This is a genomic window from Streptomonospora nanhaiensis (assembly GCF_013410565.1).
In the GTDB taxonomy this organism is placed as follows: Bacteria; Actinomycetota; Actinomycetes; order Streptosporangiales; family Streptosporangiaceae; genus Streptomonospora; species Streptomonospora nanhaiensis.
The window spans coordinates 4,181,350-4,204,609 of the sequence record NZ_JACCFO010000001.1 but is presented as its reverse complement, the minus strand read 5'-3'; the positions used below and the strand labels follow the sequence as shown (position 1 = coordinate 4,204,609).

Here is a 23,260-nt window from a genome sequence, read left to right as displayed (position 1 = left end):
GCGACCTGGCGGCCAAGCTCGCGGCGGGGCACGGCCGATGGGGCACAATCGGAAAGTGCCCAGGACCGTCGACCACGCGCAGCGCCGTACCCAGATCATCGAAGCACTCCTGCGCGTCGCCGGGCGCGACGGCCTGCACGCCGTCACCATGCGCTCCGTCGCCGCCGAGGCCGGGGTCTCACTGCGGCTGGTCCAGTACTACTTCCACAGCAAGGGCCGCCTGGTCAACACCGCCCTCACCCACCTGGAGGAGCGGAGCAACCGGCGGTGGGCCGAACGTATGGCCCGCGAGCCCGGCGGATCGGCGCGCGCCGCCGTCGAGGGGTTCCTCGCCGAGGCCCTGCCCACCGACGAGCACAGCCGCGCGTTCCACCTCGTCTTCGCCTCCTTCGCCGTCCTCGCCATGACCGACCCCGGCCTCGCCGAACAGCCGTTCGTGGCCGGCACCGACCGCATCGAGCGCCGCCTCACCGACCTCCTGGCCCGCGCCCGCGACGACGGCGAACTCGCCCCCGACCGCGACCCCGCCGCCGAGGCCGCCCGCCTGCTCGCCCTCAACCACGGCCTGGGCACCGACCTCCTCACCGGCCGCCGCACCCCCGACAGCGCCTGGGCGGTGCTCGCCTACCACCTCGACCAGGTGTTCACCGGCGCCGACCGCGCCCAGGGCCGCAGCCCGGACGGGCTATGAGGAATCCCCGCTCGCCCCTCGCGAGGCGCCCTCGCTCCGCGGAGGACTCCCGCCCGGAGCCGCGGCGACCACGAGGGTCCCTACCGCGGCGCCATAAGCCCCTGCGCCCCGCTACTCCTTGCCCAGGCCGTGGATGGCGCGGGACATGCGGCGGCCCAGGAACAGGTAGCCCAGCAGCGCGCCGGTCGTGTTGAGGATGACGTCGTCGATGTCGAACGCGCGCCCGGTGATCAGCGCGCCCTGGACCACCTCGACCAGCAGCATCGCCGCCGCGGCCATCAGCACCGTGCGCAGCACGCCGCGCGAACCGGGGAACAGCGTCGGCAGCAGCACCCCGAACGGCACCCCCAGCGCGATGTTCCCGCCCACCTGCTGGAGCGCCTCACGCGCCGGGGCGTCGAGGTAGTGGCGCAGCGACCAGCCGGGCTGCAGGTTGGTGTGCGTCTGCTCGACCGCGCCGGGCATCGGGGTGAGGGTGAGCTGCGCCAGCACCACCGCGAACGCCACCATCGCCGCGAACGCCGCGAGCACCGCGACCGCGCGCAGCAGCAGGTAGCCGAACCGCCGCAGCGCCTCGGCCGCCGACCGCCCCCCGCCGGGGGCCTCCCCCTCGCCCGACCGCGCTCCCCCGGACCGGCCCGCCGGCCCCTGGGCCATGGCGGTCTCCACCCGGCGCGCCCCCGCGCCGGAGCTCGGCCCCCTCGGCGGGCGCTCAGCGCCCCCCGCGTCGTCGGTGCCCTTCGCGTTCTCGGCGTCCGCGGCCGGGCGGACGGTGTCCTCGGTGCGTCCCTGGAAGCCCTTCACGACATCACACCCACGGGTCTCGGCGGCGCGCCGACGGGGGTGGCCGGCGCGTACGCGGTACCTACCGCGTGAGAGCGCCCTCTAACACCCTGTCGCCGACGGCGCGCCCTCCGCGACCGTGCCGGCGCCGCCCTCGTCCCTGGTCGGAGCGGCCCCGGCACCAACCCGTGGCGGCGCTAGGCCGTGGCGAGGTAGTCGGCGCAGGACTGCATCAGGAACTCGCTGCCCATCCGGGACATCTCGCACGCCTCGGCACTTGCGCAGGTCTGGTGGATCGTCAGCTCGGTCCGCCCGTCGCCCAGGTCGCGGAAGTCCTCGTACATCAACTCGGGCTCCTCCGCCATGGGCACCGAGGTCGCCGTCACGATCCGGCGGTGCTCCTCGACCACCGGGAAGGTGCCGCTGATCGGGTGCACCTCGCCCGTCGGCGTGACGATCTCGGCGCTGAAGGATCCGCCCGGCCGCACGTCCAGCTCCAGGGTCTCGCGCCGCGCGCCGAACACCGCGCTGAAGGGCTCCGGTGTGGACCAGACCTCCCACACCTTCTCGACCGGGGCGTCGTAGACCCGGGTCAGGGTGTAGCTGTGCTCGCGGCCCTGGGGGGTGGTGGTCTCGGTCATGGCGGACTCCCTCGCTCTCGTGTGCTTTCACAGCGGTAGACACCGGGGCCCGCCCGAACTCATCGCTCTGGCGGCCTCTTTTTCACGCCGGATGTCCACAGGCGCGCACCCGAAGCGGACGCGCACCCCAAGATCCCTTTAAGGTTCCCTTACCGCGATTTGAGCGGCGGAAAGTGAAGGGCGGGGGCCATGGCACAACGCAGGCGCGGCAACCGGCAACTCGGAGTCCGGCGCGACAAGAACGTCAAGCTCAGCCTGAGCGAGGACGAACACGCCCTGCTGTCCAAGGCCGCCCTCGCCAAGGACATGACCCTCAGCTCCTACTGCGCCGACGCCGCCGTCGCCGTCGCCCGCGACGAGGTCGACCCCACGCCGGACGTACGCCAGACCATGGTCGCCCTCAACGACCAGATCACCCGCCTGTGCGACGCCGGCGCCCTCCTCGGCGCCGGCGACCCCGCCGCCCCCCATCCCCCCGACGGCACCGCGGACACCCCCGGAGCCCTCCTCCGCCGCATCTCCCGGATCGTCGACGAACTGGAGGACACCGCCTACGAGCTGAAGCGGAGCGTGCGACGGTGATCGCCAAGGTCATGCGCGGCAGCGACACCTACGGCCTCCTGCGCTACCTCTACGGCCCCGGCCGCGCCAACGAGCACATCGACCCCCACCTCGTCGGCGCCTGGCGCCCCCTCGGCGTCCCCGACCCCGGCCGCTCCCCCGACGCCGCCCTCCCCACCCTCGCCCGCCGCCTCGACCAGTTCGTCGCCCCCGACACCCGCACCCGCCACGTCTGGCACTGCGCCGTCCGCGTCGCCCACGACGACCGCCCCCTCACCGACCCCGAATGGAACACCGTCGCCCGGCGCATCGCCGCCGCCGGCGGCGTCGCACCCCACGGCGACCCCCGCGGCTGCCGCTGGATCGCCGTCCGCCACGACGGCACCGAAAGCCACCACATCCACCTCGTCGCCACCCTCAAACGCCAGGACGACACCCGCCCCGACATCCACAACGACGCCCTGCGCCTGCGCGACGAGTGCCGCGCCCTCGAACACCACCTCGGCCTGCGCACCACCGGCCCCTCCAACGGCACATCCGACCGCCTGCCCAAACGCGGCGAGGTCGAGAAGGCCCTGCGGCGCGGCCGCAGCGAACCCGCCCGCGTCCTCCTCGCCCGCGAGGTCCGCACCGCCGCCGTCGCCGCCCACAGCGAGGACGAGTTCTTCGCCGCCCTCCGCGACGAAGGCGTCCTCGTCCACCGGCGCACCGACGGCGCCGAACTCGTCGGCTACGCCGTCGCCCTGCCCGACGACCGCAACGACACCGGCGAACCCGTCTGGCTCAGCGGCTCCACCCTCGCCCCCGAACTCTCCCTGCCCCGGCTCCGCCGCCGCTTCGCCGCCGCCGCACCCCCCGAACCCGGCATCGGCGCCGCCCGCGCCTGGGCCCGCCTGCGCCGCTGCCTCGACGAGGCCCGCCAGCGCACCCCCGGCGACACCATGGGCCGCCGCGCCGAGACCGCCGCCGCACTCAGCGACGCCTTCACCGCCGTCGCCGCCGCCGCGCCCCGCCCCCTGCGCCCCGGCCTGCGCGCCGCCGCCGACGCCTGGCAGCAGGCCGGCCGCCTCCCCTGCCCCACCCAGCAGCACCCTCAGGCCGCCCGGCTGCGCGACGCCGCCCGCACCCTCATCCGCACCGACGGCACCCCCGACACCCAAGACCTCCGGGGCGTGCTCGACCTCCTCGACGCCCTCGCCGCCGACCTCGCCGAGTGGTACACCGCCCAGCGGTGGGCACCCCAGCGCCACCGCGCCGAACTCACCCGCACCCACCTGGCCGCCGTCGCCCTCGACGACCCCTGCGCCGAAACCGGCTAGGCGTCCTCCCCCCGCTGCCACGGCAGGGGCACCCGGCGCTTGTCCGACCCCCGCCCCTGGCCCGGGCGGGAGTTCCACATCAGCAGCAGGTCGCGCACGTAGTAGCGCGCCCGCGGATACCACCGGCGGCCGTCCACCGTGTCCGGAAGCGAGTCCGGGCGGTCGTCCTTGATCTGGGTCACGCTCTTGCCGTCCACCCCGATCAGCGCCGCGAACCCCCCCAGCGTCACCTCGCGGTCCAGGTCCTCAGGCGCCACCTCGACCGGATCCGGGCGGCGCGGCCGGAACCGCTCCAGCTTCGCCGGGTCGTACAGGTTGCTGCCGCCCCCGCCGCCCTTCTCCGTGGCCCCCTTCCGGCGGACCTCCGGCTCGGGGAAGTCGGGGTAGTAGCGCGGCATCACGTGCACCGCGTAGGCGTGGCTGTAGCCGTTGCGCTCCGCCCACTCGCGCAGCGTCACCAGCCCCCGCCCGTCCTCCTGTGCGGACATCCGGCCTCCCTTCCGCGGCCTCGCTGTCAGAGGCCCCGCTGCGGCCCCCGCCGCGGCGGCCCGCCGCGGCGGGCGCCAACGGGCTTGCGGCCCTTCACCGCTTGTTCCACCGCCGCCTTCACCGAAGCCCGCCGGGGGATCTCCAGCTCGTCACTGACCATCGTGTCGTCCCGGTCCGTCAGCGTACGGGCGTAGCCGTCGATCAGCCGGCGCACCAGCTCCCCGTCGTTGCGCACCCCCCGCACGTCCACCGACTCCAGCCCCTGCGCCGCCAGGTACAGATCCGCCCGCGCACGCGACCGGCTCATCGCCGGGTACAGCGAGTGCGCCTCCGCGCCGATCCCGTACACGTGCGCCCGCTCGCAGGTCAGCCCCTGCGCGGCGGCGATCGTCATGGCGTACCCGTGGCTCAGGTCCCCCCGCGCGATCGCCTCCGGAGACACCCACGCGCTCAGCGTCTCGCCCTCGTGGCGCCACTCCACCCGCGCGCCCCGCCGGCCGTCCACCTCGGCCACCACGCCCCGGAAGCCGTTCAGCACGTCCGGCCCCTCGCCCCGGCGCGACCGGTAGTCGTTGCGCCGCACCCGCACGACGTCACCCGAGGCCAGCGCCAGCCGGCCGCCGCCCCGCAGCGCGAACGCCACCTCGTCGTCCGCCAGATGGCCGCCCGCCCACGCCAGCGCCCGCATCCGCATGTTCAACTCGTCGACGTCGCTGTTGCGCGCCGCCAGCACCAGCAGCTCGCCCACCGCCTGGTGCGCATCCGACAGCTCCTGCCGGTCCTTCCACCAGCCCCGCGCCACCAGGTCCAGCGCCTCGTGCGCCCGCTCCGCCGCGTGCACGCGCCCGGCGTGCCCCCAGGCGTGCAGCGCGGTCGCCCGCCCGCCCGCAAGCCACAGGGCCAGCGCGGCGCGGTCCACGTCGTTGCGCTGCCGCCGGTTCTCCGTAAGCGTCTCGCCCGCGACGATCTCGTGGACCGCCTTGAACCCGCCGCCGACACCCACCGCGCGCAACTGGGCCGGGTCGCCGATCCCCACGATTTTCGTGCCGCTGGCGTCCGCCGCCTTCACCAGCGCGCTCATGGAGCGGTCGTCGACCATCGCGGCCTCGTCCACCACCAGCACGTCGACACCCGCGAGGCCCTCGCCCGACTCGATGCGCCGCAGCCAGGTCGCCACCGTGTGGGATGTGATCCCCGACTCCGCCGCCAGGTTCGCCGCCGCGACCGCGGCCGTCGCCGCACCCTCCACGCGCAGCCCCGCCGCCGACCACCCCGCCAGCGCGGCGCTCATCAGCGTCGTCTTGCCCGAACCCGCCACGCCCCGGACCATGTCCAGGCCGTGCCCGCCCCGCAGCAGCCGCTCCGCGGTGCGCCGCTGCTCGGCCGAGAGCGCGAATCCCCGGTCGGCCTCGAACCGGCGCAGCGCCTCCTCGGCGGCACCCGCCGGGACCACCGCCGCCCCCTCGCCCAGCCGCCGCTCCGCCGCGGTGATGATCGCCTGCTCGGCCTCGACGATGTCGGCCGAGGTCCACCGGTCGGCGTTGGACAGGTGCCGCGGCCCGCCCGAGGGCAGCCGGACCGCGCGCCCCGTCGACAGCACGGCATCGGTCAGCACCTCCAGGTGGGACGCGCTCACCACCCCGCCCGGGCACGCCGCCGCCACCGCCGCCATGATCTGCGGACGGCTCACCGCCTTGCGGTGCGCCGTGACACCCGTCTCCGGATCCCAGACGATCGCGGCCAGCTCGTCGACGCTGGGCACCGGCTGGCGGGCCGCCGCACCCCGGCTCAGCGCACCGTCCAGGAGGCCGTCGACGTCGAACCCCGCCTCCCGGGCCACGCGGCGCCACCAGCGGCGGGCGTGGCCCTGGCGGACCGACGACTTGGCCTGCGCCAGCTCGCGCGCGGCCGCCCGCGCCTGCGCGGCCGAGGCGTCCCGGCCCACGTGGTCGGCGATCTGCCGGGACCGGGAGCTGAACACGTCCCGCACGTCCCGGTCGAACCCGGCGATCTCCCACTCCCCCGTGCGCTCGTCGCGCGTCCACACCACACCGAAGCGGCGGCTCAGCCGCTCCCGCATCCGCGCCTTGGCCAGCTCACCCGCCACGGCGACGTGGCGGTGCAGGTCCCGCCCGCCCGCGCCCAGCGCCCGCCACTTGCCGTCCTCGCCCCGGACCATGTTCGCGATCATGACGTGGGCGTGCAGGTGGGGGTCGCCCATCCGGCCGTCGACCGGCCGCGCGGAGCGGTGCAGCGTGATCGACGCGATGAGGCCGGAGGTCGAGACGCGGGCCGCGCTCCGGCCGTCGCCGTGGTGTCCCGCGACGGCGTACCCCGCCCACTCTTCGAGGGAGGCGACCGTCTCGCGCACGCAGTCGAGGTAGATCTCCTCGATCTCGGCCGCCGTGCGGTCCTCGACCAGCCCGTAGAGCACCGACATCGACTTCGGCATGTTCAGGACGGTGTCGAAGCCCCGGTTGCCCACGCGGACCCGGGAGTCGGCGTGCTCCCGGGCGGTCGCCAGTTCCGCGGGGTCCCACAGCATCGCGGGGTCGACCCCGGCCTGCTCGGCGATGACCTCCAGGTCGCGGACGTAGGCGTGGTGGGCCTCGCCGTCGCGCAGCAGGCCGCGCTCCAGGCGGGCGAACCGCTCGGCCGCGGCGGCCGACGTGAAGAGGTCGGCCGCGGGCATGTGCGCGGCGTCGGCGATCGCGTAGACGGCGTCCACAAGGGGGCGCGCCGCCAGCTTCGCCCGGGGGTCGACGGCCTCCTTGGGCGTGACGAGCACCTCGCCGGTGACGGGGTGGCAGCCGGCCATGATGCGGCGCATGGCCTCCAGGTCGGCCTTGCCCGCGAACTCGCTGCCGGGTGCCTGCCCGAACTCGCTCCAGCCGCCGCCGATCCGCTGGAGGGGGCGGTCGGCGTCCTTGATCCGGTACTCGACCTGGAGGTCGTCGGCGTCGCCGTGGCTGTGGGCGTGCGCGTGGGCGTCGCAGCCGCACTGGCCGGTGAGGCGGTACTCGACCTGCGTGGGGTCCGGGCCGAGGGTGGTGACCCAAGCCATGAACGTCTCCGCTGGCGGACGGTTTTCGGGGGGCGGGTGGCGCGATCGGTCGAGGTGATTTTGACGCATCCGGGCGGACATGTCCACCGCGACACGCCCGTATTTCGAGATGGGTGATACCTGCGCGCTTCCCGCTTCTTCGGGCGGGGGCGCGGGTCCGGCGGGGGCCACCCACCGGGGGCCGTGGCCCCCGGTGGGTGGGGGGCTCACTTGCCGCCCTTCGGCTTGCCGAGGTTCTTGGTGGGGGTGTCCTCCTCGTCGCTGTGCATCACGTCACCTCCCTTCGCGGGGTGGGGGCGGTCGGCTGGCGGGGGCGGGTCAGCCCCTCCGGATGTCCCTGCGGAGTTCGGCGGTCTCCTCCTTGATCTCCTCGCGGAGCTGCTCGGGCGTCTTGCCGCCGTTCTCGGCGTCCCGGATGATCTCGTCCGGGGTCCGGTTGTCCTGCTTGGCCATGCGTCTCACCTCCTCTGGCCGTTCATAGGGTCATCGGGTGTTCCGTCCCCTACTCGGGGACGGGGCCGGGGGGACGCTCCCCCTCGTCCTCCGTCGGGGACGGGGGGCGCTCCGGGTCCTTCGGCTTGCCCATGCGGCTCACCTCCTCTCGGCGCTCTGTGGAGTTGCCAAGGTGCGGGGGACGGGACCCGGGTCCGCGTGGGGCGCGGGTCCCGTCCTACTGGCCGTTCACTGTAGATATTACCCGTTCCAGTGGCGGCCAAACCTGGGACTTGCGGGCCTCTTACGGGTGGGCCTTGGTGGAGCCGTCGCCCCCCTGGCTGTCGCTCGACTCACCGGCCGGGGGCATGTTCTCCTGGATCTCCCGGTTGGCCTCGGCGGCCCACTCGGTGTAGCCGGTGCCCTGCTCGTCGCCCTGGTACGCCTTCGGCTTGTCGGACATGGTGACCTCTCGTGTCGTGTCGTGTGGTGGATCGAAGATCCCTGCGCGCTGGGTGGCCCCCGCCGGACCCGCGCCCCCGCCCGAAGAAGGAAAAGGGGGCCAGGACGTGACGCGAGCCGCGCGGGACCGGTGATGCACGGTGACGAAATGATTGCTCTTGGTGGACGATCGGTCGCTCGCCGGAAGGACGGGTGGAGTGAAACGCCCGAAGCTTTAGAGCGTTGATACCTGCGCGCTTCCCTTTCGGGGGCGCGGGGCGCGGGTCCGGCGGGGGCCGGGCACAGGCGGCCCCCGCCGGAGGTCACCGCTGCGGCGGCGCCTTCGGCCCAGGCTTCACGTCCTTGGCCCAGTCGGGGAGGTCACTCGTGTCGTCGTCCCCGTTGCCGAGGACGACCGGGAGCACGGCCTTCATCGGTTCACCTCCTTCGCACACTGTTGAGTTGTCAGGGAACGGTGCGGGACTCCGGCTACTTCGGCTGGGGCAGACCGCAGTTCGCGCAGTCGGCACCGTTGGGCGGGTACGGCGTCCCGCAGTTGGGGCAGTTCACTGTAGATTTTACCCTTCTTGCTGGATGTGAAACCGGGGGATCGGAGATCCCTGCGCGCTGGGTGGGCCCCGCCGGATCCGCGCCACGCGCCCCCGGAAAGGGGTTTTACCTGTGGGAATGCGGAGGAAGCCCTCAACACACACCCTTAGATATAACTTGCTCTCTCTTCCCTCTTCACTCTCTTCTCTCTTCACTGCTCTCTGCCCGCTTCGCAGAGGCGGAGGGCTGTGAAGGACGGGGGCCAAAGGCGGTGGAGCGGGTGGCGGGGGTTTGGGGGCAAATGAGAAGCGGCAGCCGGCCTGCGGAGGCGGCTGCCGCTTCTTGGGGTGTTGCGAGTCGGGGATCAGGTGGGCTTGGGCTTTTTGCGGGCGACCAGGGCGATGGTGGTGGTGATCGCGAGCAGGAGCAGGAAGAGGGCGATCCAGACCATGCCCTGGGTGACGTTCATTTCGGCGCCCTCCACGCCTCGGGTGCGGCCGCCGTCGCGGCCGGTGATCGCGACCGCGAGGATCGTGAGGATCGCCGCGGCGGTGCCGATGCGGGCGGTCCAGCCGAGGGCGCGGGCGAGTCGGCCGCGGGTGTGCAGGCGCTCGTTCCGGCGGGCCGGGGCCAGGAGGCGGACCAGGACCAGGGCGGCCACCGGCAGTTGGAGGAGCCACACCGCGGTGCGGAACCAGCCGTCGAACCAGACGTTCGTGCCGTAGAGCAGCGTGTGCCAGACGCTGAGGGCGTAGACCACGATGACGAACCGGTGCAGCGCCAGCCAGACCCGCGATCCGGTGCGGTGGCGCAGGTAGAACGCCAGGCCGAGGGGGATCGCCAGGTAGAGGGCGATGAGGCCGAGCAGGATGGCCACCTGGCCCGTGCCGGTCGCGTAGCCGCCGGGCACGAACGTCTCCACGAACGCCGTGCCGATCCGGCCGGCCCAGCCCAGGCCGTGCTCGTTGCCGCGCACCAGCTCGGCGAAGAACATGAACGCGTGGCCGAACATCAGCCCGATGGTCGTCAGGCTGGTCGTGCGGTGCCACCGCTCCAGGCGGGCCGGCGGCACGGGGTTCCACCGGGCTCGGGCCGTGGAGCGGATGAGGCCGAGCATCACCGTGATCCACGCCCACAGCAGGGCGGACCAGCCGAACGCCTGGCACAGCCAGTACATCCAGTAGCGGTCGGGGTCGGCCAGCATCGGCATGACCTCGACCGTGGGCGAACCGCCGTCGGCCACGCGCGCGTAGAGCCAGGCGAAGATCGCCGCCGTGGCCGCCAGGGCCGCGGTGGCGTCGGGGATCGCGCCTCGCGCGTCGGATCTGAGGGCCGCCCAGTCGAAGCCGCGGCGGTGGCCCGCCGCCGCGGGGCGTGTGGTGTCTCTGGTCACGGCAGCCGTCCTTAGGGGGTCGGAACGCTGCGAACCGGGCTTGCCCCGGGGTCGCGGAAAGCGACTTCTTTGTAACCCGCGGAAGGCGAATGGTCTAGACCCCTGCTCCGCGCTCGGCCCGCTAGCGTGTGGGGCGGGGGCGGACGGGTTCGACCGCCGGGGCGCGCATGTGCTCGTAGACGACGCTGGTCTCGACGTCGGCGACCTCGGGGCGCTCGGTGAGGCGGTCGATGACGAACGCGTACAGCCCGTCGGTGTCGGGCACCGCCACGTGCACGAGGAAGTCGCGGGTGCCCGAGGTGACGAACACGCTGACGGTCTCGGGCAACCGCGCCACCCATTCGCGAAACGCCTCGATGTTGCGCCGGGACGGCGGGCGGATGCGGACGGCGATCATGGCCTGCACGCCGCGGCCGATGGACTCCAGGTCGACGTCGGCGCGGTAGCCGCGCAGCACGCCGCGCTCGCGCAGGGAGCGCACGCGCTCCAGGGAGGTGGAGGGGGCGACGCCGACGGCGGCGGCGAGGTCGCGGTTGGTGCGCCGTGCGTCCTTCTGCAGTTCCCGCAGGATCGCCCGGTCGAGTTCGTCGAGGTCCATGGTTTTGAGGGTAGCGCCGAATTTTGTTCGGCGAGTGTTGGCGTTCTTTGGGTGAGTGGCTAGCTTCTTGGGCTGTCGCTGGATTTTCAGGAGGTGTGTGGTGCTTGACCAGGATGTCCGGGGATTCGTGCTGGACCCCGACGATGTGCGCATCGACGAGCCCACCCGCAGCGCCCCGGTGAAGTGGGTGATGGTGGTCAACCGGGGGCTGGGGCCGGGCCTGGTGGCCAACACCGCGGGCTGCCTGGCCGCGGGGGTGGCGCGGCAGGCGCCGCTGCTGGTGGGCCCCGGCGGGCCCGACGCCTCGGGGGCCGAGCACGCCGGGCTGCCGTGGACCGGGTGCACGGTGCTGGGCGCCGAGGACGCCGCGGAGGTGCGGCGGGTGCGGGAGCGGGCGCTGGCCAGGGACGGGCTGCTGGTGGTGGACATGCCCGCGCTGGCGCAGGTGTGCCGGGTGTACTCGGGCTACCTGGAGTCGCTGGCCGCGACCGAGGCCGACGACGTGGAGTACCACGGGGTGGCGCTGGTGGGGCCGCGCAACCGGGTGGACAAGGTGGTGGGGCGGCTGCCGCTGCTGCGGTGACGGCGCCGTGGGGGAGGTGGGCCCACCTCCCCCACGGCGTTCGCTCAGTCCCCGGTGCCGATGACCTCTCCGGCGCCGACGGTGAGCCCGCCCTCGCGCACGGCGAATCCGAGGCCGGGGCGCATGGCCAGGGGAACGCCCAGCTCCACCTCGACCTCGGCGGTCTCGCCCGGCAGGGCGGTGTCGGCGCCGCGCAGCGTGATCCGGCCCGGGGCGTCGGCGGTGCGCAGGTAGAACTGCGGCCGGTACCCGCTGACGACCGGGTTGCGCCGGCCGCCCTCCTCGGCGGTGAGCAGGGTCAGCCGGGCGCTGAAGCGGCGGTGCGCGCTCTGGCTGCCGGGGGCCGCCAGGACCTGGCCGCGCCGGACCTGCTCGCGGCGGACGCCGCGCAGCAGCAGCGCCGCGTTGTCGCCGGCCTCGCCGCGCTCCATGGTCTTGCCGAAGGTCTCCACCCCGGTGACCACGGCGGTGAAGCCGTCGTCCAGGCCGACCGCCGCGACGGTGTCGCCGACGGCCACGGCGCCCTGCTCGATGGCGCCGGTGACGACCGTGCCGCGCCCGGTGACGGTGAGCGCGCCCTCGACGGGCATGAGGAACGGCGCGTCGGTGTAGCGCTCGGGCACCGGGACGTGGTCGTCGACGGCCCGCAGGAGGTCCTCGACGGCGGCGATCCACTCCGGGTCGCCCTCCAGCGCGCGCAGCCCCGAGACCCGCACGACGGGCGAGTCGCGGTAGCCGTGCTCGCCGAGGAGTTCGCGCACCTCCAGCTCGACCAGGTCGGCCAGCTCGGGGTCGGCGCCGTCGGCCTTGTTGAGCGCGACGACGATGTGGGCCACCCCGACGCGGCGGGCGAGCAGCACGTGCTCGCGGGTCTGCGGCATGACGCCGTCCTGCGCCGAGATGACGAGGATCGCGCCGTCGAGCTGGGCCGCGCCGGTGAGCATGTTCTTGACGTAGTCGGCGTGGCCGGGCATGTCGACGTGGGCGTAGTGCCGGGTGGCGGTCTCGTACTCGACGTGGGAGATGCTGATGGTGATGCCGCGGGCGGCCTCCTCGCGGGAGCGGTCGATCCGCTCGAAGGGCACGTAGGCGGCCCGGTCGGCGGCGCTGAGCACCTTGGTGATCGCGGCGGTGAGGGTGGTCTTGCCGTGGTCGACGTGACCCATGGTGCCGATGTTGAGGTGCGGTTTGGTCCGGACGTAGGCCCGCTTGGCCATGGTGTTCCCTTTGCCTGCTCGAATGGGCGGCGGCCCGCGCGGCTTCCACCCCCTCCCGCGGGGCCGCCCACGGGCGTGCGGGAAGGGGTCAGCGGTCGGCGCCGTCGCGGTGCAGGCGGGCACGCGCGGCGGCACCCGCGGGGGCGGGTGCGGTGGGGTGCGCGTGCCGGGACATGGCTTCGATGGTGGACCGGGGCGGCGGGCGCGGCAACCGGTTTTCCGGGCGAAGTGGCCACCTTCGGCCGCGCGGCGGGGGGTGGCGGCGGGTACATCCACCACAGCTGCGGGGGGACGGACACAACGGCATAAGGGTGGTTGGGCATGGGCGACGTCGAACGGCAGGTGGCCGTCTTCATCGACTTCGAGAACCTGGTCTGCGGCGCGCCGCAGGGCGCCGGCGGCGCCGACCCCGTTCCCGCCGACGCGCTGGGCCGGTTGTGCCGCTACTACGGCAACGCCGCGATCCGGGTCGCCTACGCCGACTGGAGCAGGTTCGGCGGCCACCAGCACAAGCTGGCGATGAACGGGATCGACATGATCCACATCGCTCCGGCGGGCGCGGCCGGGAAGAACGGCGCCGACATCCGGATGGCGGTGGACGCGGTGGAGACGGTCTTCATCCACCCCGCGCTTGAGGTGTTCGTGCTGGTCACGGGGGACAGCGACTATTCGGCGCTGGTGGGCCGGCTGCGCGAGCACGGCAAGTACGTGGTGGGGGTGGGCACCGAGAGCAACGCGAGCCGGCGGCTGGTGTCGGTGTGCTCGGAGTACAAGTACTGGGGCACGCTGGTGGCGGAGGTCGATCCGGCGGTGCGGCCGGTGCGCGACGCGGCGTTCCGGTTGGAGGCGGCTGAGGCGCTGCTGCTGCGGGCGTTCGAGGAGGCGACCACGGACACGCCCACGGCGGCCAGTCTGAAGAGCCGGATGCGGCTGCTGGACCCCACGTTCGACGAGCGCAACCACGGCTTCCGCAACTTCCGGGACTTCCTGGCGGCGTTTCCGCAGCACGTGCGGCCGGTGGGGCACTCGGGCGCCGACATCACGCTGGCGCGGGTGCCGGTCGCGTCGTAGCGTACGTGTGTGATTGGTTGGTTTTGTGTGGGGACCGGGGTGCCGCACCGGTCGGGGCTCGGTAGATTTGCCCCATGAAGCGCATCCTCGCCCTGGTTGCCCTGGTGCCGTTGACCGCCTGCTCGGGCACCGGTGCGGTGGACCCGGTCGAGACGCGGGCGCCGGTGCCGCTGCCGGCGAGCCCGGTCTTCGACTACCAGATCGGCGGCGCCTCCACCCCCGCCGAGGACGTCGAGGTCGTCATCCGCGACCGCGAGGCCCCGCCCGCCGAGGGGCGCTACAACGTCTGCTACGTCAACGGCTTCCAGACCCAGCCCCAGGAGCTGGGGTGGTGGGAGGAGGAGCGCCCCGACCTGCTGCTGCGCGGCGCCGACGGCGAGTACGTCGTCGACGGGGAGTGGGACGAGGTGCTGCTGGACATCTCGACCAGGGACAGGCGCGCGGCCCTCGCGGAGATCGCGGCCGCGTGGATGGCCGGGTGCGCCGCCGACGGCTATCAGGCCGTCGAACTGGACAACCTGGACTCCTGGGTGCGCTCGGACGGCCTGCTGACCCCCGGCCACGCGGAGTCCTACGCCCGGCTGCTGACCGGTGCCGCGCACGACGCGGGCCTGGTGGCGGGCCAGAAGAACGCCGCCGAACTGATCGAGCGCGTCGGCGGCGGCCCCGCGGCCGGGTTCGACTTCGCGGTGGCCGAGGAGTGCGGCCGCTACGACGAGTGCGGGGTCTACCTGGGCGCCTACCCCGACCGGGTGCTGGATGTGGAGTACCGCGCGCGGGACATGCCCGCGGCCTGCGGGTTCGTGGAGCAGGGGGTGTCGGTGGTGCTGCGCGACCTCGGCGTGACCGCCCCGGACGACCCCGCCCACGTCCGCGGTACCTGTGCCGACTTCTCCTAGGACGACGGTCCGTCCCCGTCGCGCCGCGGCCTCCCCGCCTGTGCGGGGAGGCCGTCGGCGTCAGATGAGGGCCAGTTGCCCGGTGGGCGGCGGCTGGGTGGCGGGCGGCGCCGGGCGGTGGTCGGCGGATCCGGCCGGGCGCGCCAGGCCGTGGCGGCGGGCGGCCTCGTGCACGCGGGCGGCGACCAGGGCGCGGTAGGGCTTGGGGGCGTAGGCGCCGCGCCGGTACAGCTCGCGGTAGCGCGGCACGAGCCGGGGGTGCTCGCGGGCCAGCCAGGCGAGGTACCACTCGCGGGCGCCGGGCCGCAGGTGCAGGGTGATGGGGGTGAGGCTCGCGGCCCCGGCGGCGGCGATCGCGGCGACCGTGGCGTCGATCTGCTCGGGGGAGTCGGTGAGGCCGGGCAGGATCGGGGCCATCAGCACCGAGCAGCGCAGGCCGCGGTCGGCGCAGCGGCGGACGACGTCGAGGCGGCTCGCGGGGCGGGGGGTGCCGGGTTCGACCGAGCGCCACACGGATTCGTCGAGGGAGCCGACCGACACCGCCAGGCCGACGTCGGTGACCCGCGCGGCCTGTTCCAGGAGGTGGAGGTCGCGCAGGATGAGCCGGCCCTTGGTGAGGATGGAGAACGGGTTGGCGAAGTCGCGCAGCGCGGCGATGATCTCGGGCATGAGGCGGTAGCGGCCCTCGGCCCGCTGGTAGGGGTCGGTGTTGGTGCCCATGGCGATGGGTTCGCCGCTCCAGCGGGGGTGGGCGAGTTCGCGGCGCAGGAGTTCCCCGGCGTTGACCTTGACCATGATCTTGGTGTCGAAGTCGTGCCCGGGGTCAAGGTCGAGGTAGGTGTGGGTGCGCCGCGCGAAGCAGTAGACGCACGCGTGGGAGCAGCCCCGGTAGGGGTTGACGGTCCAGCGGAAGGGCACCTGGGACTCCCCCGGCACCCGGTTGATGATGGAGCGGGCGCGGATCTCGACCGCCACCGGGGAGTCGCCCTGGCCGGCCTGGATCGGCCCGGGTCCGGGCGCGGACAGGCCGGCCCGGCCGGTGCCCCGGGCGGGTTCGGCGGGCGCCACGGCCGCGCGGTCGAAGAGCGCGGGGGCGGTGGAGTCGTCGCGGAGTCCTTCCCATCGCATGCCCCAATTCGAACACAAGTTCGATTTATTGTCCAGCGAAAACCGGACAAAGAACCTGGAAGCCGACACCCGTCCGGGGCCCGCCGGGGAGCGGGATCGCCGGTGCGGCAGGGGTTCCCGGGCCCCGAGGGCGGTCTTTGACACCTGGGGCGGGGGCGACTTCACTGGGCAGCGGAACGGACACCGTGTGAGAAAGGAGACAATCATGTACGAACTTCCCGGTCTGCTCTTCATTGGCGTCGCCGTGATCGCCGACGAGGTCCTGCACATCGAGGGCTGGCGCGGCGAACTCCTCGAAGGGGACCTGGGCTAGCGCCCAGACCACGTTCGTACGGTCATCCATCCGTCCGGGGTCCGCGGGAGCCACCCGCCGGGCCTCTTTTCTGTCCCGGTTTGTTTCGGCGAACGCCGCTTAAGGTGCATAGGGCGCGGATTCTTGAAAAGCGGCATTCACTGATCTTGTCGACCTTTCGGGTATCCGATGACGCCCTCCGCGCGGTGCGGCGGCGGATTCCCCCGCCTCGCGGTTGACATTCGATTCCCGGTCCCATTCACTGGTCGGCGGAACATCCGCCCAGGTGGAGGGGATCCGCGACGTCCGGTCTGCCCGGCGCGGCGGGGCGGCCCGCGGCGGCCTCGGTTAAGCATTTCCGCACCCGCCCCCCTTTTCCCGTTCGGCCCCCGCGGCTGTCCGGGGCGCGTTTTTCCGCACCACGACAGGAGGCATCCGTGGCCGTTTCCGATTCCGACCGCGTGGCGATGCGGCCGCCCTCCCCGCGGCGCGGCGACGACGCCGACCGCATCCACGGGCGCGTCGTCGCCGACCCCTTCCGCTGGCTGGAGGACGACTCCACGCCCGAGTGCGCCGAGTGGCTGGCCGGCCAGGCCGCGCTGCTGGAGCGCCACCGCGCCACCTGGCCCCTGCGCGACGCCCTCCACCGCGACCTCGCCGAACTGATCGGGGTCGGCGCCCTCACCGCGCCCGTGTCCTCTCCGCCCGTGGTGCGCCGCGGCCGCCGGTTCTCCCTGCGCCGCGCGCCGGGCCAGGAGCTGCCCGTGCTCGTGGTGGCCGACCCCGGCGCCGAGCCCCGCGTGCTGATCGACCCCCTGGCGCTGGACCCCGGGGCCCGCACCACCCTGGACTCCTGGCGGCCCTCGTGGAACGGCGCGGTGCTGGCCTACCAGGTCTCCACCGGCGGCAGCGAGCGCCCCGTGCTGCACGTCGTCCGCGTCGCCGACGGCACCCCCGTGGACTCCCCCATCCCGCTGGCCCGGCCCACCCCCGTGGCGTGGCTGCCCAGCGGCCTGGGGTTCCACTACACCGCGCCCGACGGAGAGCGGGGCCGCCGGGTGCTGCTGCACCGGCTGGGCACCGACCCCGCCGACGACGAGACCGTCTACCGCACCGACCGCCCGCACCTGGCGATCAAGTCCGCCCCCGCCCGGCCGTGGCTGATGATCACCACCTCCAGCGGGGTGACCTCCGGCAACACCCTGCTGGTGGTGCCCGAGCCCGGAGCCGAGCCGCGGGTGCTGCACGACGGCGACCGCGACGGCTCGCGCGCCGTGCTGAAGTTCGGTCCGGGCCCGCTGGTGCTGGCCGTCACCGACCTCGGCGCCCCGTTCGGGCGCGTCTGCGCGGTCGACCCCGACGACCCCGCCTCCGGATCCTGGCGCACGCTGATCCCCGAGGAGCCCGGCGCGGTGCTCGACGACGCCGTGCCCCTGCTCGACCCCGACACCGGCGCGCCGTGCCTGCTGGTGAACCGCACCCGCCGCGGGCTGAGCGGGCTGGCGCTGCACGGCCACGACGGCGCCCGCCTGTGCGACGTCCCCGTGCCCGGCTCCGGGTCGATCCGCCGCATGGCCGCGCCGCCCGACTCCGACCGGGCGTGGTTCGCCTACACCGACTTCGTGACCCCGCCGACCGTCTACCGGTTCGACCTGCGGGAGCGGCGGTGCGTCCCCGAGCCGGCCGAGGGCGCGCCGCCCGCGCCCGCCGCCGCGGGCGGCGCTGACCCCGCCGCTCCGCGGGTGCGCCAGGTCGACTACACCGCCGGCGACGGCACGCGGGTCGGCATGCACCTGGTCTTCGCCGGCGACCCCGCCGACGGTCCGCGGCCGACCCTGCTCACCACCTACGGCGGGTTCGGCGCCTCCAGCGTGCCGGGCTACTCCCCGACCATCCTGGCGTGGGTGCGCGCGGGCGGGGTCTACGCGGTGGCGGGGGTGCGCGGCGGCGGCGAGGGCGGCACAGCCTGGCACGCCGCCGGCAGCGGCGCCAACAAGCCCACGGCGATCGCCGACTTCTTGGCCGCCGCGGAGTGGCTGGTGGCGCAGGGCTGGACCGCGCCCGACCGCCTCGCCGTCAAGGGCGCCTCGCACAGCGGCCTCATGGCCGCCGCCGCGATCACCGCGCGCCCGGACCTGTTCGCGGCGGCCGTGGTGTCCGACGCCCTCACCGACATGGTGCGCTACCCCGGATTCGGGCTGGGCCGGATGTGGTGCGAGGAGTTCGGCACCGCCGACGACCCCGACCAGCTCGACACCCTGCTGTCGTACTCCCCCTACCACCGGGTGCGCCGGGGCGCCGGCTACCCTGCGGTGCTGCTGACCTGCCCGCGCACCGACGCCCGGGTGGACTCCATGCACACCCGCAAGCTCACCGCGGCGCTGCAGGACGCGGCGGCGGACACGCCGGGGGCGCGGCCGGTGCTGCTGCGGTGCGAGTCCGACGTGGGCCACGGCATGCGGTCGGCGTCGCGGTGGATCGGCCTGCAGGCCGACGTGCTGGCGTTCTGCGCGGCCCACACCGGGCTGGGCGCCGGGGCCGCGGGCTGAGGGGGCGGGCCGCCGCGCGTCGGGGTGCTACCAGTCGCGGTGCAGCGGGTGGCCCCAGTCGACGATGTTCCAGGGGCTGCGCACGTCGGTGCGCAGCTTCTCGAACGCCTGCTCGAACCGGTCCTGGTTGTCGGGCGCGCCGCCCGCCCACAGGCGGCGCCCGCTGAGGTAGTAGCCGCCCATCTCGGTCCAGGAGCCGTAGTGCCGCTGGATGTCGCGCGCCAGCGGCAGCATGCGCTCCCAGCAGTACTCCTCGGTGAACCACCCCGCCTGGTGGCCCCACCGGTACAGCATCATGGCGCGGGCGTAGTCCCAGATCATGTGCTTGTTGAGCCCGAGGTCGGCCGGCTGCCCCACGAGCATGGCGACCCGGTTCAGCTCCTCCTTCCAGAAGTCGGGGTCGGAGCTGAGCTGGACGAGCAGGTGGCCGACCTCGGCGAGCACGGGCGACTCGGGGTTGTCGGGTGAGGGCCGCAGGCCGGCGAGGAACGCGTCGTAGGCCATGGCGTGGCGCCGGCCGTGGGCGCCGTGGCGCAGGAGCAGCAGCCGGCGCATGGCGGTGTCGATCGGCCCGGTGCCGAACCGCGCGCCGGCGGCCAGCTGCTCGGCCACCCAGTGCAGCAGGCGGGCGTGCTCGTCGCGGGCCTCGGGCGGCAGGGCCGCGACGGCGGAGCTGCGCAGGAAGTCCTCGCGGTGGCCGCCGGCGATCAGGGACTCGACGTTGGCCAGGAGCTGGTCGGCGGTCTCGGTGGACCACGCCGACGCCAGGATGCGCTTGGCGGTGACCTGGTCCAGGGCCCGCCCGGCGGAGGTGTCGGAGCTGAAGCGGTCCAGCGGCTGCCCGTTGACCTCGGCGAACACCGCGAAGGTGCCCATGATCCACCACTGGGTGGGGGTGAGCGTGCTGCCGTAGGTGCCGATGCCGCGCACGTCGGTGGCCGAGAACAGCTCCCAGAAGAGCTGGCGCAGCCGCAGGGCGGCGGCCTCCTCGCGCTGGCGGAAGGTGGCCAGCTCCTTGTTGATGCCGCCGCCCCGGAAGATCAGCTTGATCTCGCCGTCGCCGGGCTGGAGGAACATGTACTCGGGGCGGATGGCGTTGAAGGGCAGCAGCGCCTTCTTGTGGGCGACGGTCTGGCGCAGCAGCCGCACCTCGAACCCGGGGCGCCGGTTGGCCCAGCCGAACAGGGCGAGGAACGCGATACCGACGGCCAGGGCCGCGACGGCGATGTCGCCGGGGCCGACGAACGCGACCACCAGGGCGGTGAGCAGGCCGGCGATCCCGGCGAGCATGAGCAGCATGGTGGACGCCGCCCAGCTGGTGAACAGGCCGGGCACCTTGACGATGCTCTTGTCCTGGTCGAAGTAGAAGTCGTTCTCGGCGAGGGTGCCCTTGACGGTCGCCTCAAGCTGTTCGATCTGGTTGGCCATTGCGGTGCGCTTTCCACCTTGTGGAGGGAGGTCCCAAAAGGGGGAGCAGGGAAGGGACGCGGGAGGGGGCGTCCGCGGCCGCGCGCGGTCGTGCGGCGGCTGCGGGGCGTGTCGGCACCTCTGACGCGGCTACCCGGCCGATGGTTGCACACCGTCCAAAATCCGCCGACCGAAACCCCGCCCCGCCCGCGGGGCGCGCCGCGCGGCGGGGTGCCGGCCGGGCCTCACGCGCCGGCGGGGGCGGGCAGCACCACCTGCAGCCGGTCCTCGGGGATCGGCCGGCGCCGCCACTCGCGGGGGTAGCCCAGCGAGACCTCCTGGAAGCGGACGCCGTCGTAGTGGGTGGTGCGGGGGATGTGCAGGTGGCCGTAGACCACGGCGGCGGCGTTGTACTTGGTGTGCCAGTTGGCGGTGTGCACGCTGCCGCACCACTGCGCGAACTCCGGGTACCACAGCACGTCGGTGGGCTCGCGCACCAGCGGCCAGTGGTTCACCAGCACGGTGGGCCCCGACACCTCGGCCAGCCGCCGCTCGGAGTACTCCAGGCGGGCGCGGCACCAGTCCTCGCGCGCGGGGTAGGGGTCGGGGTGCAGCAGGTACTCGTCGGTGCACACCACGCCGGTGCCCCGCGCGTAGGCCAGCCCCTCCTCCTTGGTGGCGGTGCCGGGCGGGTGGAAGGTGTAGTCGTAGAGGGTGAACAGCGGGGCCACGGTCACCGGGCCGCCGGCGCCCCGCCACACCGGGAACGGGTCCTCGGGGGTGTGCACGCCCAGGCCCCGGCACAGCTCGACCAGGTGCTCGTAGCGCTCCACGCCGCGGGTCTGCGCCGGGTCGCGCGGCGTGGTCCACAGCTCGTGGTTGCCCGGCACCCACACGACCTCGGCGAAGCGCTCGCGCAGCAGGCCCAGGGCGGACTCCACGTCGGCGGGGATCTCGGCGACGTCGCCGGCCACGATCAGCCAGTCGCCCGGCGATCCGGGCCGCAGCCCGTCGAGGACGTCGCGGTTCTCCCCGTGGGAGACGTGCAGGTCGCTGATGGCGAGCAGGCGCGGCGGCGCCTCGCTGGATCCGGGCATGTGCGCTGTGCTCCCCCTGTGCCGTGCGCGGGTCGTCCGACCCAGTGTGCGGCACGGCCCCGCCCGCTGCCACCGGCCGCCCCCGGCGGGGGCGCCCACGGCGGGGAGCGGGGCCGGCCGCATAGAGTGGGTGGTCCCACGCACCGCCGCCGACCTGCGAAGGGAGCACGGTGACCCGGTACCGCCCCGCCGCCGCGCCCGGCGACCTCGCCGAGGTGCTGCGGCTGTCCTGGACCGCGCGCCTCGGCGGCCCGCAGCGGCTGGTGCCCGACGGCTGCGTGGACGTGCTGTGGATCGCGGGCCGCCGGCTGGTGGTGTGCGCGCCCGAGACCTCCGGCTGGACCTTCGAGCTGCCGCCGGACACCCCGGCGGTGGGCGTGCGGTTCCGGCCGGGCCGGGCGGGCGCCGTGCTGGGCCTGGACGCCCGCGCCGCGCTGAACCGCCGGGTGGGGCTGGCCGACCTGCTGGGGGCGCGCGCCGAGCGGCTGCTGCGGGACCGCCTGGAGGCGGCCGCCGCGGACCCCGCCGCGCAGGTGGGGGTGCTGGAGGACTTCGTGCGGCGCCGGGCCGAGCGCGCGCCCGCGGCCGACCCGGTGGCCGGCGCCGCCGCGGCCCTGCTGGAGGCCGACCCCGCCGCCACGGTGGGCGCGATCGCCGCCGCCGCGGGCGTCGGCGAGCGGCAGGTGCACCGGGCCTGCGTCGCGGCGTTCGGCTACGGCCCGGCGATGCTGCGGCGGATCCTGCGGCTGCAGCGGTTCCTGCGGCTGGCCCGGCACCCGGGGGCGCCCGCCGACCTGGCGGGGCTGGCGCACCGGGCGGGGTTCACCGACCAGTCGCACCTGTACCGCGAGGCCCGCGCCATCGGGGGCGCGGGCCCCAGCGAGCTGGCGGGGCGCCGGGCGGTGCCGGCGGGCGAGGCGCTGGGCGCCGGGGTGGCGCCGATGTCCGATCCGTACACGACACGGGCCCGCCCGGGGCGGGAGAGTGGTCGCCATGACGACCACCACCGACATCGGCGGGCGCTATCGCGCCCGCGCCGCTGAGTTCACCCGCAGGGTCGAGAACGTGCCCGGCGACCGGTGGGACTCCCCGTCGCCGTGCGCCGGCTGGAGCGCGCGCGACGTGCTGCGGCACATGATCGACAACCACCGGTCCATGCCCGCCTGGGGCGGGCTGGAGGTGCACCTGACCGCCTCGGTCGACGACGACCCGGTCGGCGCCTGGCATGAGGCGCGCGACGCCATGCAGGCGCTGCTGGACGACCCGGCGAAGGCCGCCGTGGAGTACGACGGCTACCTGGGCCGCACCAGCGTGGGCGCCACCGTCGACCGGTTCCTGGGGATCGACCTGGTCGTGCACGCCTGGGACCTGGCGCGCGCCACCGGCCAGGACGAGGCGATGCCGCCCGGCGACGTGGCGTGGGTGCACGAGACCGCGCTGGCGCTGGGCGACAGCCTGCGCGGCGAGGGCGTGTGCGGGCCGGCCCTGGAGGTGGGCCCGTCGGCCTCGCCGCAGGATCGCCTGCTGGCCTACCTGGGCCGCCGCCCCTGATGCGGGCGGGTGCGCGCGGCGGCGCCGCGCCCGGTCAGGGCGCGGCGCCGCCGTCGGACTCCAGGGCGCGCATGATGGCGCCCAGCTGCTCGGTCTGCTCGGGGGTGAGCCGGTCGAAGACCCGGTCGCGCACGAGCGTGGCGTGGCCGGGCGCGGCCGCGCGCAGCAGCGCCAGGCCCTCGTCGGTGAGGACCGCCCACGCGCCGCGGCGGTCCTCCTCGCAGGTCTCGCGGCGCACGAAGCCGGCGCGCTCCAGTCGGGCGATCTGGTGGGAGAGCCGGCTCTTGGACACGATGACGCTGTCGGCCAGCAGCCGCATGCGCATCCGCGACTCCGGCGACTCGGACAGGGTGACGAGGATGCCGTACTCGACCAGGCTGAGCCCGTTGCGGGACTGCAGGTCGTGGTCGAGCAGGCGCTCGATCCGGGAGTAGGCGCGCAGGAGGCTGCGCCACGTCCTCTGCTCCTGCGCGTTGAGCCACCTGATGGCGTCCATGGCCGCCAT

At 74.4% G+C, this 23,260-nt stretch carries 22 protein-coding genes; 9 read left to right on the top strand and 13 right to left on the bottom strand.

The genetic code is table 11. From position 1 onward, the window contains the following. The first annotated feature begins 55 nt into the window (after window positions 1-55). Window positions 56-691: a TetR/AcrR family transcriptional regulator gene (locus HNR12_RS18610; RefSeq protein WP_179768810.1), complete on the top strand. Its 636-nt coding sequence runs from the start codon at window positions 56-58 to the stop codon at window positions 689-691. Between the two features lie 111 nt (window positions 692-802). Here the strand turns inward: HNR12_RS18610 and HNR12_RS29560 are convergent, their stop codons facing one another. Together HNR12_RS29560 and HNR12_RS18600 are read right to left on the bottom strand one after the other, a co-directional pair. Then, window positions 803-1,495, bottom strand: coding sequence for a VanZ family protein (locus HNR12_RS29560; RefSeq protein ID WP_217782355.1), 693 nt, complete (start codon window positions 1,493-1,495; stop codon window positions 803-805). Window positions 1,496-1,671: 176 nt separating this feature from the next. After that, window positions 1,672-2,115, bottom strand: coding sequence for an SRPBCC family protein (locus HNR12_RS18600; protein WP_179768809.1), 444 nt, complete (start codon window positions 2,113-2,115; stop codon window positions 1,672-1,674). A gap of 189 nt (window positions 2,116-2,304) precedes the next feature. Between HNR12_RS18600 and HNR12_RS18595 the strand changes: the two genes are divergently transcribed. Next, complete coding sequence (locus tag HNR12_RS18595) at window positions 2,305-2,697, top strand: hypothetical protein (protein ID WP_179768808.1); 393 nt, start codon at window positions 2,305-2,307, stop codon at window positions 2,695-2,697. After that, on the top strand, window positions 2,694-3,995 hold the full coding sequence (locus HNR12_RS18590; protein WP_179768807.1) for a relaxase/mobilization nuclease domain-containing protein: 1,302 nt from the start codon (window positions 2,694-2,696) through the stop codon (window positions 3,993-3,995). Before HNR12_RS18595 ends, HNR12_RS18590 begins: the two co-directional genes overlap by 4 nt. Here HNR12_RS18590 and HNR12_RS18585 read toward each other — a convergent pair. The 6 genes from HNR12_RS18585 to HNR12_RS18565 form a co-directional block, all read right to left on the bottom strand. Next, the gene (locus tag HNR12_RS18585) at window positions 3,992-4,483 is read right to left on the bottom strand and encodes a hypothetical protein (RefSeq protein ID WP_179768806.1); all 492 of its coding nucleotides are present in this window, start codon (window positions 4,481-4,483) and stop codon (window positions 3,992-3,994) included. The two genes, HNR12_RS18590 and HNR12_RS18585, sit on opposite strands and share 4 nt — an antisense overlap. 26 nt (window positions 4,484-4,509) lie before the next feature. Further along, the gene (gene mobF, locus HNR12_RS18580) at window positions 4,510-7,548 is read right to left on the bottom strand and encodes a MobF family relaxase (protein WP_179768805.1); all 3,039 of its coding nucleotides are present in this window, start codon (window positions 7,546-7,548) and stop codon (window positions 4,510-4,512) included. A 318-nt stretch (window positions 7,549-7,866) separates the two neighbouring features. Further along, window positions 7,867-8,001 (bottom strand): hypothetical protein, encoded by a 135-nt coding sequence (locus tag HNR12_RS29215; protein ID WP_274613903.1) that lies wholly within the window; start codon window positions 7,999-8,001, stop codon window positions 7,867-7,869. A gap of 283 nt (window positions 8,002-8,284) precedes the next feature. Continuing rightward, window positions 8,285-8,443: a hypothetical protein gene (locus HNR12_RS18575; protein WP_179768804.1), complete on the bottom strand. Its 159-nt coding sequence runs from the start codon at window positions 8,441-8,443 to the stop codon at window positions 8,285-8,287. A gap of 891 nt (window positions 8,444-9,334) precedes the next feature. Continuing rightward, complete coding sequence (locus tag HNR12_RS18570; RefSeq protein ID WP_179768803.1) at window positions 9,335-10,363, bottom strand: ferric reductase-like transmembrane domain-containing protein; 1,029 nt, start codon at window positions 10,361-10,363, stop codon at window positions 9,335-9,337. A 121-nt stretch (window positions 10,364-10,484) separates the two neighbouring features. Beyond that, complete coding sequence (locus tag HNR12_RS18565; protein ID WP_179768802.1) at window positions 10,485-10,961, bottom strand: Lrp/AsnC family transcriptional regulator; 477 nt, start codon at window positions 10,959-10,961, stop codon at window positions 10,485-10,487. 100 nt (window positions 10,962-11,061) lie between these two features. Here HNR12_RS18565 and HNR12_RS18560 point away from each other — a divergent pair, with 100 nt between their 5' ends. Further along, window positions 11,062-11,544, top strand: a complete 483-nt coding sequence (locus tag HNR12_RS18560) for a DUF2000 domain-containing protein (protein ID WP_308251312.1) — start codon at window positions 11,062-11,064, stop codon at window positions 11,542-11,544. A gap of 44 nt (window positions 11,545-11,588) precedes the next feature. Here the strand turns inward: HNR12_RS18560 and tuf are convergent, their stop codons facing one another. Next, complete coding sequence (tuf, locus tag HNR12_RS18555) at window positions 11,589-12,761, bottom strand: elongation factor Tu (RefSeq protein WP_179768801.1); 1,173 nt, start codon at window positions 12,759-12,761, stop codon at window positions 11,589-11,591. 321 nt (window positions 12,762-13,082) lie between these two features. On the opposite strand from tuf, the gene HNR12_RS18550 reads away from it, so the two are divergent. After that, window positions 13,083-13,832, top strand: a complete 750-nt coding sequence (locus HNR12_RS18550) for an NYN domain-containing protein (protein ID WP_179768800.1) — start codon at window positions 13,083-13,085, stop codon at window positions 13,830-13,832. Window positions 13,833-13,906: 74 nt separating this feature from the next. Next, a complete protein-coding gene (locus tag HNR12_RS18545; RefSeq protein ID WP_179768799.1) occupies window positions 13,907-14,731 on the top strand; it encodes an endo alpha-1,4 polygalactosaminidase in 825 nt (274 codons plus the stop codon). A 60-nt stretch (window positions 14,732-14,791) separates the two neighbouring features. Here HNR12_RS18545 and HNR12_RS18540 read toward each other — a convergent pair whose 3' ends face one another. Then, window positions 14,792-15,859: an Rv2578c family radical SAM protein gene (locus tag HNR12_RS18540; RefSeq protein WP_179768798.1), complete on the bottom strand. Its 1,068-nt coding sequence runs from the start codon at window positions 15,857-15,859 to the stop codon at window positions 14,792-14,794. Window positions 15,860-16,588: 729 nt separating this feature from the next. Between HNR12_RS18540 and HNR12_RS18535 the strand changes: the two genes are divergently transcribed. Next, window positions 16,589-18,700, top strand: coding sequence for a prolyl oligopeptidase family serine peptidase (locus HNR12_RS18535; RefSeq protein WP_179768797.1), 2,112 nt, complete (start codon window positions 16,589-16,591; stop codon window positions 18,698-18,700). A gap of 27 nt (window positions 18,701-18,727) precedes the next feature. Here HNR12_RS18535 and HNR12_RS18530 read toward each other — a convergent pair whose 3' ends face one another. Both HNR12_RS18530 and HNR12_RS18525 read right to left on the bottom strand, forming a co-directional pair. Continuing rightward, complete coding sequence (locus tag HNR12_RS18530) at window positions 18,728-20,128, bottom strand: DUF1266 domain-containing protein (protein ID WP_179768796.1); 1,401 nt, start codon at window positions 20,126-20,128, stop codon at window positions 18,728-18,730. A gap of 224 nt (window positions 20,129-20,352) precedes the next feature. Beyond that, window positions 20,353-21,204 carry a metallophosphoesterase family protein gene (locus tag HNR12_RS18525; RefSeq protein WP_179768795.1) on the bottom strand — a complete coding sequence of 284 codons (852 nt, stop codon included), beginning with the start codon at window positions 21,202-21,204 and terminating at the stop codon, window positions 20,353-20,355. Window positions 21,205-21,374: 170 nt separating this feature from the next. On the opposite strand from HNR12_RS18525, the gene HNR12_RS18520 reads away from it, so the two are divergent. Both HNR12_RS18520 and HNR12_RS18515 read left to right on the top strand, forming a co-directional pair. Next, window positions 21,375-22,247, top strand: coding sequence for a helix-turn-helix domain-containing protein (locus HNR12_RS18520; RefSeq protein WP_179768794.1), 873 nt, complete (start codon window positions 21,375-21,377; stop codon window positions 22,245-22,247). Continuing rightward, complete coding sequence (locus tag HNR12_RS18515) at window positions 22,198-22,755, top strand: TIGR03086 family metal-binding protein (protein ID WP_179768793.1); 558 nt, start codon at window positions 22,198-22,200, stop codon at window positions 22,753-22,755. The genes HNR12_RS18520 and HNR12_RS18515 overlap by 50 nt, the downstream gene beginning before the upstream one ends. A gap of 34 nt (window positions 22,756-22,789) precedes the next feature. Here HNR12_RS18515 and HNR12_RS18510 read toward each other — a convergent pair whose 3' ends face one another. Beyond that, window positions 22,790-23,260 carry a MarR family winged helix-turn-helix transcriptional regulator gene (locus HNR12_RS18510; protein ID WP_179770707.1) on the bottom strand — a complete coding sequence of 157 codons (471 nt, stop codon included), beginning with the start codon at window positions 23,258-23,260 and terminating at the stop codon, window positions 22,790-22,792.

Excerpts from the sequence above, each read along its gene's own strand:
- HNR12_RS18600 (WP_179768809.1), bottom strand. The coding sequence starts at position 2,115 with ATGACCGAGACCACCACCCCCCAGGGCCGCGAGCACAGCTACACCCTG.
- HNR12_RS18595 (WP_179768808.1), top strand. The coding sequence starts at position 2,305 with ATGGCACAACGCAGGCGCGGCAACCGGCAACTCGGAGTCCGGCGCGAC.
- HNR12_RS18585 (WP_179768806.1), bottom strand. The coding sequence starts at position 4,483 with ATGTCCGCACAGGAGGACGGGCGGGGGCTGGTGACGCTGCGCGAGTGG.
- mobF (WP_179768805.1), bottom strand. The coding sequence starts at position 7,548 with ATGGCTTGGGTCACCACCCTCGGCCCGGACCCCACGCAGGTCGAGTAC.
- HNR12_RS29215 (WP_274613903.1), bottom strand. The coding sequence starts at position 8,001 with ATGGCCAAGCAGGACAACCGGACCCCGGACGAGATCATCCGGGACGCC.
- HNR12_RS18575 (WP_179768804.1), bottom strand. The coding sequence starts at position 8,443 with ATGTCCGACAAGCCGAAGGCGTACCAGGGCGACGAGCAGGGCACCGGC.
- HNR12_RS18565 (WP_179768802.1), bottom strand. The coding sequence starts at position 10,961 with ATGGACCTCGACGAACTCGACCGGGCGATCCTGCGGGAACTGCAGAAG.
- tuf (WP_179768801.1), bottom strand. The coding sequence starts at position 12,761 with ATGGCCAAGCGGGCCTACGTCCGGACCAAACCGCACCTCAACATCGGC.
- HNR12_RS18550 (WP_179768800.1), top strand. The coding sequence starts at position 13,083 with ATGGGCGACGTCGAACGGCAGGTGGCCGTCTTCATCGACTTCGAGAAC.
- HNR12_RS18545 (WP_179768799.1), top strand. The coding sequence starts at position 13,907 with ATGAAGCGCATCCTCGCCCTGGTTGCCCTGGTGCCGTTGACCGCCTGC.
- HNR12_RS18540 (WP_179768798.1), bottom strand. The coding sequence starts at position 15,859 with ATGCGATGGGAAGGACTCCGCGACGACTCCACCGCCCCCGCGCTCTTC.
- HNR12_RS18530 (WP_179768796.1), bottom strand. The coding sequence starts at position 20,128 with ATGGCCAACCAGATCGAACAGCTTGAGGCGACCGTCAAGGGCACCCTC.
- HNR12_RS18525 (WP_179768795.1), bottom strand. The coding sequence starts at position 21,204 with ATGCCCGGATCCAGCGAGGCGCCGCCGCGCCTGCTCGCCATCAGCGAC.
- HNR12_RS18515 (WP_179768793.1), top strand. The coding sequence starts at position 22,198 with ATGACGACCACCACCGACATCGGCGGGCGCTATCGCGCCCGCGCCGCT.
- HNR12_RS18510 (WP_179770707.1), bottom strand. The coding sequence starts at position 23,260 with ATGGCGGCCATGGACGCCATCAGGTGGCTCAACGCGCAGGAGCAGAGG.